10 protein-coding genes are annotated in these 12,487 nt (G+C 62.6%); 1 reads left to right on the forward strand and 9 read right to left on the reverse strand.

Going from position 1 to position 12,487, the window contains the following annotated elements; translation table 11 throughout:
- Positions 1–94 precede the first annotated feature (94 nt).
- Positions 95–550 carry a nucleoside deaminase gene (locus tag AC6I97_RS18900; protein WP_309927142.1) on the reverse strand — a complete coding sequence of 152 codons (456 nt, stop codon included), beginning with the start codon at positions 548–550 and terminating at the stop codon, positions 95–97.
- A gap of 108 nt (positions 551–658) precedes the next feature.
- Here AC6I97_RS18900 and AC6I97_RS18905 point away from each other — a divergent pair, with 108 nt between their 5' ends.
- Positions 659–4,216 (forward strand): TM0106 family RecB-like putative nuclease, encoded by a 3,558-nt coding sequence (locus AC6I97_RS18905; RefSeq protein ID WP_497945993.1) that lies wholly within the window; start codon positions 659–661, stop codon positions 4,214–4,216.
- A gap of 70 nt (positions 4,217–4,286) precedes the next feature.
- Here the strand turns inward: AC6I97_RS18905 and AC6I97_RS18910 are convergent, their stop codons facing one another.
- The 8 genes from AC6I97_RS18910 to AC6I97_RS18945 all read right to left on the reverse strand — a co-directional run bounded on the left by AC6I97_RS18910 (position 4,287) and on the right by AC6I97_RS18945 (position 12,478).
- Entirely contained in the window at positions 4,287–5,075 is a 789-nt protein-coding gene (locus AC6I97_RS18910; RefSeq protein WP_497945994.1) for a triose-phosphate isomerase family protein, read from the reverse strand.
- 2 nt (positions 5,076–5,077) lie between these two features.
- Positions 5,078–6,427, reverse strand: coding sequence for an MFS transporter (locus AC6I97_RS18915; RefSeq protein ID WP_224166659.1), 1,350 nt, complete (start codon positions 6,425–6,427; stop codon positions 5,078–5,080).
- Between the two features lie 156 nt (positions 6,428–6,583).
- Complete coding sequence (locus AC6I97_RS18920) at positions 6,584–7,348, reverse strand: SDR family NAD(P)-dependent oxidoreductase (RefSeq protein WP_224091302.1); 765 nt, start codon at positions 7,346–7,348, stop codon at positions 6,584–6,586.
- A gap of 19 nt (positions 7,349–7,367) precedes the next feature.
- On the reverse strand, positions 7,368–8,357 hold the full coding sequence (locus AC6I97_RS18925) for a 3-hydroxyacyl-CoA dehydrogenase family protein (protein WP_224091301.1): 990 nt from the start codon (positions 8,355–8,357) through the stop codon (positions 7,368–7,370).
- 2 nt (positions 8,358–8,359) lie between these two features.
- Complete coding sequence (locus AC6I97_RS18930) at positions 8,360–8,842, reverse strand: ribose-5-phosphate isomerase (protein ID WP_224091300.1); 483 nt, start codon at positions 8,840–8,842, stop codon at positions 8,360–8,362.
- Positions 8,843–8,844: 2 nt separating this feature from the next.
- Positions 8,845–10,593 (reverse strand): dihydroxyacetone kinase subunit DhaL, encoded by a 1,749-nt coding sequence (gene dhaL, locus AC6I97_RS18935; RefSeq protein WP_224091299.1) that lies wholly within the window; start codon positions 10,591–10,593, stop codon positions 8,845–8,847.
- A 3-nt stretch (positions 10,594–10,596) separates the two neighbouring features.
- The gene (locus AC6I97_RS18940) at positions 10,597–11,598 is read right to left on the reverse strand and encodes a sugar phosphate isomerase/epimerase family protein (RefSeq protein WP_497945998.1); all 1,002 of its coding nucleotides are present in this window, start codon (positions 11,596–11,598) and stop codon (positions 10,597–10,599) included.
- A 181-nt stretch (positions 11,599–11,779) separates the two neighbouring features.
- Positions 11,780–12,478 (reverse strand): GntR family transcriptional regulator, encoded by a 699-nt coding sequence (locus AC6I97_RS18945; protein WP_224091297.1) that lies wholly within the window; start codon positions 12,476–12,478, stop codon positions 11,780–11,782.
- Positions 12,479–12,487 lie beyond the last annotated feature (9 nt).

Genomic DNA, 12,487 nt, shown 5'->3' on the forward strand with positions numbered 1-12,487 from the left:
GGATGACCGTTTGGCATGTGGCTCCTCCGCAGCCGGCGACGGCGGCACGCTCCATCGCTCGAAAAGATGGGTGCCGCCGTCGCTCCCTTCGTGTCTACTCCGCGATGTCCTCCGCCCAGAGTTCCGGGTGTTCATCCTGGAAGGTACGCATCATCTCCACGCACCGGGGGTCATCGAGGACCACCACTTCAACACCACGCGAACGCAGGAGATCGAATTCCCCCGGGAACGTCTTCGCTTCGCCCACCACCACGCGCGGAATCTTGAACTGGATGATGGTTCCGGTGCACATCGCACACGGCGCCAACGTGGTGTAAAGCGTCGTATCCCGGTAAGTCTTTTGCCGGCCGGCAGCGCGCAACGCCGACATCTCGCCATGCGCGATCGGATCGCCATGCTGGACACGTTCGTTGTGCCCGCTCGCGATGATCTTCCCACCGCGGGCCAAGGCGGCGCCAATAGGGATCCCGCCCTCGCTGAGACTCTTTTGTGCGGCCTCGTAGGCGGCTTCGAAAGCGGGATCGACGGTGGTCGGTGCTGTTTCAGTCATGGGTGCAGTCTAAATTGTCGGAGGCCGCTGATAGCTTGGCTTCATGGTCCACTTCGGAGTGGTTCATCCGGCAACAGGGGTTCATCCGGCAACAGGGAGTAGGTCACGGTGTTCTTTCTCGATTCGGAGATAGCTGGCGCGCCGCAGGATTTGGTGTTCTCAGCCAGTGATCTGGTCATCGCTGCCACCTGTGAGTACCAGCTGCTCCGGAAACTCGACGAAAAACTGGGCCGCTCCCCCAAAGCTGAGTTCGCGGCAGATGCCATGTTGGATCGCACGGCCAAGCTCGGCGATGTCCATGAGCACAGGGTCTTGGACGAGTTCGTGGCCGAGTTCGGGCCCTGGGACCCAGCAACAGGACAGGGCGTTTACGACGTCGTTCCCGCCTCCGCCATGGACCGCGCCACCCTTTTGGCCAAGCATGCGGAATCCATCGAGGCCTTGCGTTCCGGAGCGGACATCGTGTTCCAGGCCGCGTTCTTTGACGGCCAATTCCACGGCCGTTCCGACTTCCTGGTCAAGCGTCCCGGCGGTCAGTACGCCGTCTTCGACACAAAGCTTGCACGGCATGCCAAGGTCACTGCACTTTTGCAGCTGGCTGCCTATGGCGATCAACTTCTTCAGGCAGGTATTACGCCGGATCCCACAGTCACCTTGGTCCTGGGCAACCGCGTGCACAGCGATCACCCGCTCGCGGAGATTTTGCCAGTCTTCAAGGAACGCCGCGAACGCTTTCTTGGAATGACCACGGCCCATCGGGCTGCTTCAGGACCCATCGAATGGGGCGACTCCCGCTTCTCCGCATGCGGCCGCTGCGACTACTGTGCCGAGCAAGTAAAACTGCATCGGGACCTCCTCATGGTTGCCGGAATGCGAATAAGCCGCCGTAAGAAGCTGATAGAGGCCGGAGTCACCACGATCGACCAGCTCGCGGCACTCCCCGATGCCCCTGATCCCACCTTGCTTCGGCTGCGCGAGCAAGCACAGTTGCAGACCGGCGTAGGGACTCCGGACGGGACAGTGAAGTACACGGACAAAGCAGGCGAAGCCAAAACTGTCAGCTATAAGATCCTGCCGGAGAACACCCTCGGCAGGCTCCCGGAACCGGATCCCGGCGATATTTTCTTCGACTTCGAGGGCGATCCTTTGTGGCAGGATCCCGTCACGGGCAAATGGGGCCTCGAGTACCTTTTCGGCGTCATCGAAAACCCGGCAGAGCCCGGCGCCCAACCGGTGTTTCGTCCATTTTGGGCTCATTCCCGGGAGGAGGAGGGCCAGGCTTTTGTTGATTTCCTGGAGTACGTTGCCAAACGCCGGGCTACGTACCCGGGCATGCACATTTACCATTACGCCGCTTACGAGAAGACGGCCCTTCGCAACCTTTCCTTGACGCACGTGGTGGGCGAAACCGCCGTCGACGACCTCCTGAAGCAAGGCGTCCTGGTGGACCTTTACGACACCGTCCGCCACAGCATCCGCGTTTCCGAGAACTCGTACAGCATCAAGAAACTTGAACCCCTCTATATGGGCCAGCACCTCCGGTCCGGAGACGTGACCGACGCCGGTGCCTCCGTGGTTGCCTACGCGGACTTCTGCACGGCGAGGGACACCGGGCAGGCTGAGCAGGCCGCAGCCATCCTTGAAAGCATCCGCGACTACAACGAGTACGACTGTCTCTCAACCTTGGAGCTGCGCAATTGGCTTCTAGCCCGCGCCGCCGAGCGATCCATCGTGCCAGGCTCCATAACGCAGGAGGAGCCCACGCCTGAGGAGGACAAGTACCAGGCTGCGCCGGAGGAAAAAGCGCTGTTCGACTACCTTGACGGGCTCCCTGGGGAAGAAAGGGCATCAGCGGCTTCCCGGGCGATAGCAATTGTGGCAGCGGGCGTTGGGTACCACCGTCGTGAGGACAAACAGCACTGGTGGGGGCACTTCGACCGCTTGGAAAAGCCAACCTCCCAGTGGGAAGACGGCCGCGACATCTTTACGGTTGACCATGCGGAAGTGCTGCAGGACTGGGCCAAGCGCCCGCCTCGCCGGAACCGCGTACGGACAGTGAAACTCATTGGCCGTTCCGGTGACGGTGCCGGGTTGGAGCCTGGCAAGACGTACTTCCGGATGTATGGTCCCCCGCTGCCTGACGCCTTGGTCGGAAAGGAATCATCAGTGCTGGGTAGGGCTGGTTGGAGCAAGACCGAGGTCATTGAGGTGGGCGAAGAAGGCGAGCTTGAGTCCGTGATCATGGAGGAAAGCCTGCGCAACGACTCCACCGAGTTCAAGCAGCTGCCCATTGCTTTGACGCCTGACGAGCCCCTCTACACCACCGGGCAGAGAGCCGCATTGGCAGCACTGGCAACAAAGCTCCGGGCCTCCCTGCCGTTGTGGCCGCGGGATTGTTCGCTGGATCTGGTTCGACGACAACCACCTAAGCTTCGCACGCTCGCGTCGCTGCCCGCCGTGGAACCGGGTCCCGATGGGTACATCGACGCCATCACCGCTGCTGTGAAGGATTTGGACAACTCGTACCTGGCAGTCCAAGGCCCTCCCGGCAGCGGAAAGACCTATGTTGGTGCCCGCGTTTTGGCCCGGCTTGTAGCAGATGGTTGGAAAGTTGGCGTCGTGGCGCAATCCCACGCCGTGGTGGAACACATGCTTTGTGCAGCGGTGGAGAAAGCCGGAGTGGATCCGTTGCGGGTGGCCAAGGAAGTCAAGCACAACGAACCTGTGCCGTGGAACGGGTGCGCCAAGGGCGACGTGGAGGACATCCTATCCAAGCCTGGCGGAGCCCTGATCGGTGGAACGTCCTGGACCATGGTGGGAAGTTCCGTTCCCGCGGGTTCCCTGGACCTGCTGGTCATTGACGAGGCCGGACAGTTTTCCTTGGCCAATACCATGGCCGTCAGCCGGGCCACAAAGAGCCTCCTGCTGCTCGGAGACCCCCAGCAGCTTCCCCAGGTGACCCAGGGAATACACCCTGAACCGGTTGACGAGTCCGCGCTGGGCTGGCTGTCCGATGGTTACAACACCCTTCCACCGGAGCTTGGCTACTTCCTTGCCTTGTCGTGGCGCATGCATCCGGCCCTCTGCTCTGCTGTTTCGGACTTGTCGTACGACGGCCGTCTGGAAGCGGCCCCCGCGGCTTCGAAGCGTCAGCTGGATAGAGCAGGGCCCGGGATTTCCTGCGTCTACGTTGACCACACAGGGAACTCGAGCTCTTCGCCCGAGGAAGCGACAGAAGTGGTTCGCCAGGTCCGGGCCCACCTGGGTCTTCAGTGGCTAGACCCCTCCGAAGAGGAGGAAGGCCCGCGGCCCCTCATGGAGACCGACGTCCTCGTGGTCGCCGCCTACAACGCCCAGGTCCAGCTCATCAAGCACCAGCTCCGCGAGGCCGGGCTCACCAAGGTCCGGGTGGGAACGGTAGACAAGTTCCAAGGCCAGGAAGCGCCGGTGGTTATCGTCTCCATGGCCGCATCAGCCGCAGGGGAGGTACCGCGCGGCATGGAATTCTTGCTCCTGCGCAACCGGATCAACGTGGCGGTGTCACGCGGGCAGTGGCGTGCCGTCGTCGTGCGTTCACCCGAACTCACCAACTACCTCCCGACGCATCCCGAGGGTCTGGAGAACCTTGGCGGCTTTGTGGCCCTTTGCCAGCGCGGGGTCACCTAAGCGCTTCGTCCCGCCCAACTGAGTCGCAGCAGATGCCGTTTTGAGGGCTCAAAAGGGCATCTGCTGCGACTTACTTGGGCAGGGAGAGGGCCTCGTCCAGCACACGGCCGAAGTTGGTGGCGTCGTGCGCGAAGCGGCCCAGGAAGAGCCCGGAAACCCCTTCCAGCTGTGGCAGGAGACCCGGCTTCGCCGAGCCACCGTAAATGATGGGCAGCTGCTTCACCCCGTGGGCAGCGAGCAATACCCGCAGCTCAGCCACAACCTGGGAAACGTAGGCAGCCGACGCCGGCTCTGCAGCACCGATCGCCCACACGGGTTCGTAGGCGATCACCAATTGGGAAGCGACGGACCAGTCCCCGGACACGGCCGCCTTAACCTGCCTGAACACGGCCTCGGCGGCAGTTCCAGGTTCATCTACCACGCTCTCTCCGACGCACAGCAATGGCGTCAGGCCAGCGTCGACGGCGGCACGAACCTTCAGGGCCACCATGGCATCGTCTTCGGCAAAGTGGCGGCGCCGTTCCGCATGGCCGATCTCCACCAGGCCGACACCAAGCTCGGCAAGCATCGACGGGGAGACTTCGCCAGTCCACGGCCCTTCCGACCAACCACAGTTCTGTGCCCCAAGGACCATTCTCGACCCCTGAAGCTTCGCGGACGCTGCGGGCAGCACCGGGAATGAAGGGATCACAAACGGGACTACCCGCCCGGCCGCAAGGGCCGGACGGGCGTCCACTTCTGCCAGCAACTGCTCCAGCCACGCCAAACTTTGCGCGTAGCCCATGTACATCTTGGTACTGACACCGATGAACAAGGCCCCGACAGGAGCATCGAGGAAATCAAAGGCAGTCTTGTCCACGGCTACTTGTCCAGCAACTCGTCGGCCTTGTTGGTGAAGGCCCGGGTGCCGAACATCATCAGCGCGGCCAGGAAGGGCAGGACACCCAGGGCGTAAACACCCATGGTGCCCGTGTCCGAGGCCGTGACCTGGTTGACCGTGGTGCGAAGGATCGGTGCGACGAAACCGCCAAGGTTGCCCAGGGAATTGATCAGCCCGATACCGGCAGCCGCAGCAGTTCCGGTGAGGAACGCGGTCGGATACGACCAGCAAATAGGACCGGTCGACAGGAAGCTGCACACCGCCAGCGTGATGAAGATGATGCCCAACGCCGGAAGGTGGTTGGCGCCGGCCCAGGCGGAACCGAAGATGCAGAGGCCTGTGGAGACGAACAATGCGGTCCCCCAGCGGCGGCGGCGTGCCACAGTGTTTGCAGCCTTGCCAACGAAGTAGCAGGCAAAGATGCCGAAGAACCATGGGATAGCGGCAAGGAGTCCGACGGCGAGCCCCACCTTTTGGCCGGTGAGCTGGGACACCTGCTGCGGCAAATAGAACGTGACGCCATAGACAGCTACTTGCAGGCAGAAGTAGATGACGGTGAAGTACCAGACCCGGCCGTTACGCATGGAAGCCAGCACACCGCGCGGACCTGATTCTTCCTTGACGGTGTCTTCCAGTGCCATGACATCAGTCAGGGCTACCTTCTCTTCTTTGCTCAGGAACTTGGCGTCCTGTGGGCTGTTGATGAGGAAGAAGAAGGACGCGATGCCGGCCACGATGGCCAACGAACCTTCAACGAAGAACATGACCTGCCAGCCTGCGACGCCAGGAACCTGGTCACCGATGTTGATGAGCCAGCCGGACAGCGGAGCACCCAGCATCTGGGAGAGAGGCTGAGCCAGATAGAAGATGGCGAACATCTTCACCCGCACTTTGTTGGGGAACCAGGCGGCGAGGAACATGATGACGCCCGGGAAGAGACCTGCCTCGGTGACACCCAGCAGGAAGCGGAGAATGATGAAAGACGTCTCACCTTGGACGAAGGCGAAGCACGCGGACACTACGCCCCAGGTGATGGCGATGCGCGCGAGCCAGACTTTCGCGCCGAACTTGGTGAGCAGCAGGTTGCTGGGGATCTCGAACAATGCGTAGCCGATGAAGAAGATACCGGCACCCAGTGCGTAAGCACCTGCGGTGATACCTTTGTCCACCCCAAGGGCAGCTTCGGCGAAGCCCACGTTGGTGCGGTCAAGGAATGCCACCACGTACAGGATGACGAGCATCGGCATCAGCCGTAGCGAAGCCTTGGATATGGCCGACTTCAGAATCGGTGAATCCAGCAACTCCTTGGTGGAAGTTGAGGCAACGGACATTGAAACTCCTCTTTGAGCAATTCAGTTGGGGTTGCGATGGCTTAGAAGCGCGCCATCAGCGCGGGAAGAAAATGAGCACCATGCCCACTGCGCAGGCAAGGATGCCCACGGCAAGGTAGATCTTGCGTTCTCTGGTCCAGGTCTTCATGACCCGCCCTAGTGCATGTACAGCCCGCCATCCACATTCAGCGTCTGGCCGGAGATGTATCCGGAGTCCTCGCTGATGAGGAAGGCGATGGCGGCGGCGATGTCCCTGGTGGAGCCCACGCGGTTCACCACGAGGTCCTTGGTCAGTTCGTCCTTGCGTTCCTGGCTCAACGTGCCGCCCATGATGTCGGTGTCGATGGGGCCTGGTGAGATCGCGTTGACGGTGATGTCGTATTCGCCCAGTTCCCGGGCTGTGGCACGGGTCAGGCCGATCACACCGGCTTTGGCAACCGAGTAGGGGGTTTTGGAGAACGTGCCACCACCGCGCTGGGCGGAGACCGACGAGATGTTCACGATGCGGCCGATCCGGTTCTTGACCATGGATTCGGCCACCCGGCGGGTGGCGTAGTGGACACCGTTGAGGTTGATGTTCAGCACGCGGTCCCACTCGGCAGGTTCGAGTTCCAGATATCCGATGGGCGAGCTGACGCCGGCAACGTTGGCCAGGGCGACGATCTGCGGCAGCTCCGCTTCCAGGTCATCGATGGCGGCCCGGACTTCGGCTTCGCTGGCGACGTTCGCGCCGACTCCGTGGGCCTGGATCCCGTATTCTGCAGCAACTTCCTTGGCTGCAGCCTTGCAGGCGGCGTCATCCAGATCGATGATGCCGATGTTCCAGCCTTGGGCGGCCAGGTAGTTCACTGTGGCGCGGCCGATGCCGCGCTCGGAAACGGCGCCGGTGACGATGGCGGTGCGTTCAGCGGGGAAAGACATGTGTTTTCTCCTGAAAAAGTTAGTTGATGGGTGCCGGGCCGAGCTCTTCAATGAGCTTTTGCATGGCGACGTAGGCCTTGTTCCGGTATGCGATGAGTTCCGGGGTGCGCTCGGCGGGGACGTTGAGGAAGCCCGCGCCGGTCTTGGTGCCGAGCTTGCCTGCCTCCACGAGGTCCGAGAGGATCTTCGGCGTCGCAAACCGCTCCGGGAAGCCGGTCTGCAGGGACTTGTAGCAGAAGTTGTAAACGTCCAAACCGGCCATGTCCGCGATCGCAAACGGACCAAAGAACGGCAAGCGGAAGCCGAACGTCGTACGCACCAGGGTGTCGACGTCGTCCGCTGTTGCGATGCCCTGCTCCACCAGCTGCGCAGCTTCGTGGAACAGCGCGTACTGCAAGCGGTTGAGCACAAAACCCGTAACGTCCTTCACGACGGCGGTCTGCTTGCCGGCCGCGTGGACCAGCTCGCGGGAAGCGGCTACCGTGGCGGCGTCGGTGCCGGCGTGCGGAATGACCTCGACGCCGGGGATAAACGGCGACGGGTTGGAGAAGTGAACGCCCAGGAACCGCTCGGGGTTGGTCACGGCTTCTGCCAGGGAGGCAATGGAAATCGTTGAGGTGTTGGAGCCAATCAGGGCATCCGGGCGGGCAGCTGCGCTGATCCGGGCGAGCGTCTGGTGCTTGATTTCCAAGACCTCGGGAACGCATTCCTCGATGAAGTCGGCGTCCGCAACGGCTTCCTCAATGTCCTTCGCGGCCCACAGGTTCTGCTTGAGGATCTCCGTGGAACCTTCAGGGAAAAGGCCATCGGCAATGAACTGGTCAGACTCAACCAGGAGGCGGTCGAAGTTCTTCTGCGCGATCTCGGCAGAGACATCAGCCAAAGCCACGCGCGCTCCGCCGAGCGCCAGGACCTGGGCGATGCCGCCACCCATGTAACCGGAGCCGACGACGGCGATCTTCCGGGCTGCGTTCTTCGCGGTGCCCTCGGTTGCTTCAGGAATGGTCATGATCAAACTGCCTTCGTGTAGTTGGGCTCGTAGGAGCAAATGGCGTCCACCTTCGCGGCGGAGGATGAGTTTTGGTCAAAGCGGTGGCCGAGCCACTCCCCTACGAGCTTCTTGGCCAGTTCCAAGCCAATCACCCGCTGCCCGAGCGTGAGGACCTGCGCATTGTTGCTCAACACTGAGCGTTCCACCGAGTAGCTGTCGTGGGCGGTCACCGCACGGATTCCGGGGACCTTGTTGGCCGCAATGGCCACGCCCAGCCCGGTGCCGCAGATCAGGAGGGCCCGATCGAACTCACCGTCAGCTACCTTGCGGGCGGCATCGACTGCAACGTGCGGATAGGCCGTTGAATCGTTGGCACCGACTCCGGCATCGGTCACTGCTGCAACGCGCGGGTCGGATTCCAGCAATGCCAGGAGTGCCTGCTTGTATTCCACTCCGGCTTCGTCGTTGCCGACGACGATGCGCCAGCCTTGTGTGTCGCTCATTCTTAGGCTCCGTTTCCGGCCGGAGACGCTGAAGCAGCGCTGGCCAGTAGTGAATCAATGTGTTGGGAGATCCTTGTGGCGATCAGGCCAAAGGAGACTGCGCCGGGATCCGGATGGCCGAGGCTCTTCTCGGCAAGTGGGCGGGCCCGGCCCTTGAGCGGCCGCAGTTCAGCGGTCTGCGCGGCGGCCAATTCAGCAGCCGCAGCGGCTGCTGCCAGTGCCCGATCAACGGGAGCACCGCCGTCGAGCTCTGTCAGGAAGGCGTCCCGGAATGGCAGGAGGGCGTCCACCATGGTCTTGTCTCCGGGCTCGGCCTTGCCGAGTTCGGTGATGGCCAGGACGAAGGCCTTCACCGCGGCGGCGGCGTCGCGGGACGAATACGATTCGCGGTTGCCGAGTGCTTGGCCGGCCGCGATGACCGCCGAACCCCACAGCGCGCCGGATGTTCCGCCTGCCCGTTCGCTCCAGGCCTCGCCGGCCGCTGCAAGGACCCGCGCTACCGATGAGCCCGACTCGGCCTCGCCCGCAGCAGCCGCAGCGTCGACGCCGCGACGCATGCCGATTCCGTGATCACCATCGCCGGCGATAGCGTCCAGCTTGCCGAGCTCGTCTTCGTGTTCGACGACGACATCGCGGACCTGGCCGAGAACCGCCACGGCCTGCCGCCCAAGTTCCGCCGCGGCCGGGGTGGGCTGTTCGACGTCGGCGGTTTCGGCGTCGACGATCGCTGCCTCGGCGCGTGCTGCGCGGGGTGCCATGCTGCCCTTGCGGAAAGCGGGAGTATCGGCGGGCGCGGCCCAGTACTGTTCGAGTTCATCGTCCAGCCAGAGCAGCGTCAGGGACAGTCCGGACATGTCCAAACTGGTCACCAGCTCGCCGCATTCCGGTTCAACAACGGTGAGGCCAGCGGTGATGAGCAGCTTTTCGACCTTACCGAACAGCAGGAAGAGTTCGTCATACTTCACAGTGCCCAGGCCGTTGACGATCGCCACCACGCGATCCCCCGCGTCCTCGGGCTTGTCCGCGAGCAGCTTCGAAACCAGAAGTTGTGCAAGCTCGGACGCGGTGGGCATCGGGAGTTCAGAGATGCCGGGCTCACCGTGGATTCCAAGGCCCAGGGACATCTGCCCGGCCGGGACGTGAAACAGCGGATCCTTGGCACCAGGCAGCGTACAACCGTCGAAAGCCACGCCGAGGGACCGGGTCCGGTAGTTGGTCTTGATGGCCAAACGCTCGACGTCGTCAAGGTTCAGTCCCGCTTCGGCGGCGGCACCGGCAATCTTGAAGACTGTCAGATCGCCCGCGATGCCGCGGCGCTTCCCTAGTTGATCGATGGGTGCACTGGCGATGTCGTCAGTGACGGTGACAGTGCGCGTTTCGATGCCCTCGGCGTTGAGGCGGAGCTGTGCCTGCCCGAAGTGCAGGACGTCGCCAGCGTAATTGCCGTAGCTCAGCAGAACCCCACCTCCGGCATTGGCCGCTTTGGCCACGCGGTATACCTGGCCGGCCGCCGGGGAGGCGAACATATTGCCGCAGGCCGAGCCTGTTGCGAGTCCGGGGCCGACCAATCCGGCGAAGGCCGGGTAGTGCCCGGAACCGCCGCCGACCACCAACGCCACTTGCCCGGCAGGTACTTCGGTGGAGCGGACCACGCCGCCATCCACCCTGGCAACATAGCCGCGGTTGGCAGCCACGAAGCCGTCCAGGGCCTCATCGGCAAAGTCTGCCGGGTTGTCGAAAATCTGTGTCATTCCTTAGACTCCTGCGAATTCTGTCGCGGGCTGTTGCCGGCCTTGCGCGACCTGGCTCGTGCCGAGTTTGTAACCCTCGGTCTTCGGCAGGACGTGGCGGCGCAGGTATTCCTGGTTGCTGGCCGTGACGCTGAGCCCGTCGCCACCGTAGTGCTCGGTGCAGAGGATGCCCTGGAAGCCGACCGAGAGAGCGAACTTGAATGCCTCGCGGTAGTTGATCAGGCCGCTTTCCATGGGTGCGGGCATGGTGATGTAGCTGTCACGGGCCACATCTTCGTCCCGGATGTAATTCTTCATGTGCCAGTAGTTGGAGTACGGCAGGGTCTTGGCCACCATCTCACGCCAGTCCTCGATGGGACGGTGCAGGCGGATCAGGTTACCCAGGTCCGGGTTGAGGCCGACGTTGTCCAGACCGATGTCCTGGACCAACTGTACGGAGGAATCAGCGGTGCCGAGGTAGGTGTCCTCGTACATTTCCAGGGAGATGAGGATTCCGGCTTCTGCTGCGTGCTTGCCAAGTTCACGAAGGCGGGTCACGGCGTTGCCCCACAGCTCCTTGTCCCCTACCGGGTCCTTGTAACCCTCCACCGTCCAGAACCACAACTGCTTCTGCTGCTCCGGCGTGATGGCCTGGTGAAGTCCGAAGGAGACAACCTCGCATCCGAGCTCCGCAGCGGCATCGATGGTGCGGTGGCTGTAGGCGAGGTTGTCGGCCCAGTCCGTCTGGTGGATGACGCTTCGGCGGATTGCCGAGATGACGGGCACTCCGATTCCCACTTCGTCAGCCGTCTGCTTGAACTCGGTCAGCCGATCCGTGCTGAGATCGCCCGGACGGACCCAACTGTCGGTGAGGTCCGCGTTGGCAAAGCCCGCCTCTTTCACTTCCTGGAGGACGCCCGCCCACACGGAAGCATCGGCGTCGTTGATGTGCCGCCCCGCAGCGTCGGTGCCGGGGAACTGCAGGAGGGCCGCGGTGATGGGCCAATTCTCGGCGGTATACGCCATGGTGAACACTCCTTCGTGAAATCCTGTTTCCTATAGGATTTACGAACCAAGCAAAGCTGTCAACCCTTTTCGCGAAACTTCCTAGATCCTATATGTCTTACATATGTCTGTGAAAGCGGTCACGCTGCACATGAAAAAGGCCCGCCGCGTTCGCGGCGAGCCCTTACGGATCGGTGGTTGTTCAGTCTTCAGGCGCGTCAGCCATGGCCCTACCCCGCACCTTTTCCACGTGCTGGATCATTGCCTCCGCCGCTTTCCCCGGATCTCCGCTGGACATCGCGTCGAGCACGGCTTGGTGTTCGGCGATAGCCTGCTCCGCATCCGTGATGCCCACTCCCCCAAACAACCGGAAGCGCTGGATCTGACCGCCCAGTGTGTTGTAAGCGGCGAGGAGGAACTGGTTCCTGGCTTGCGCTGCGATCAACTGGTGGAAACGCTCGTCAGCCTCGAGGTAGCTGCGGTACTCGGCAAACGTACCGCCCCTGGGTGCCGTCTTGAGATCCTCAACAGCCTGCTTCAATGCGTCCAAGCCTTCCGAAGTCATTCGCTCGCACGCCAGGCGGGCATTCACAGGCTCAATCGAAAGCCGTGCTTCCATGAGTTCCGCAAAGTCCTCCCGCGTGAACACGGGGGCAACGCGATACCCCTTCAGCGCCACGCGCCGCACCATGCCCGTATGCTCCAGTCGCGCCAGCGCCTCACGTACCGGAGTGGGGGAAACGTCCAGTTCCCGCGCCATTCCGTCAATGCTGACGGCCGCCCCGGGTTCGAGCCGACCATCCATGAGCCATTCGAGGAGGGCTTCATAAACGTGATCGGCCAACACCTGGCGGCTGACGGGAAAGCCGGGGCGGGCAAGAGCCGGCGAAGGTTCAGACATGCCACAAAT

This window comes from Arthrobacter sp. TmtSoilC48 (genome assembly GCF_059739425.1).

Coding starts and splice junctions, on each gene's coding strand:
- AC6I97_RS18900 (WP_309927142.1), bottom strand. CDS start 550: ATGACTGAAACAGCACCGACCACCGTCGATCCCGCTTTCGAAGCCGCC.
- AC6I97_RS18915 (WP_224166659.1), bottom strand. CDS start 6,427: ATGTCCGTTGCCTCAACTTCCACCAAGGAGTTGCTGGATTCACCGATT.
- AC6I97_RS18920 (WP_224091302.1), bottom strand. CDS start 7,348: ATGTCTTTCCCCGCTGAACGCACCGCCATCGTCACCGGCGCCGTTTCC.
- AC6I97_RS18925 (WP_224091301.1), bottom strand. CDS start 8,357: ATGACCATTCCTGAAGCAACCGAGGGCACCGCGAAGAACGCAGCCCGG.
- AC6I97_RS18930 (WP_224091300.1), bottom strand. CDS start 8,842: ATGAGCGACACACAAGGCTGGCGCATCGTCGTCGGCAACGACGAAGCC.
- dhaL (WP_224091299.1), bottom strand. CDS start 10,593: ATGACACAGATTTTCGACAACCCGGCAGACTTTGCCGATGAGGCCCTG.
- AC6I97_RS18940 (WP_497945998.1), bottom strand. CDS start 11,598: ATGGCGTATACCGCCGAGAATTGGCCCATCACCGCGGCCCTCCTGCAG.
- AC6I97_RS18945 (WP_224091297.1), bottom strand. CDS start 12,478: ATGTCTGAACCTTCGCCGGCTCTTGCCCGCCCCGGCTTTCCCGTCAGC.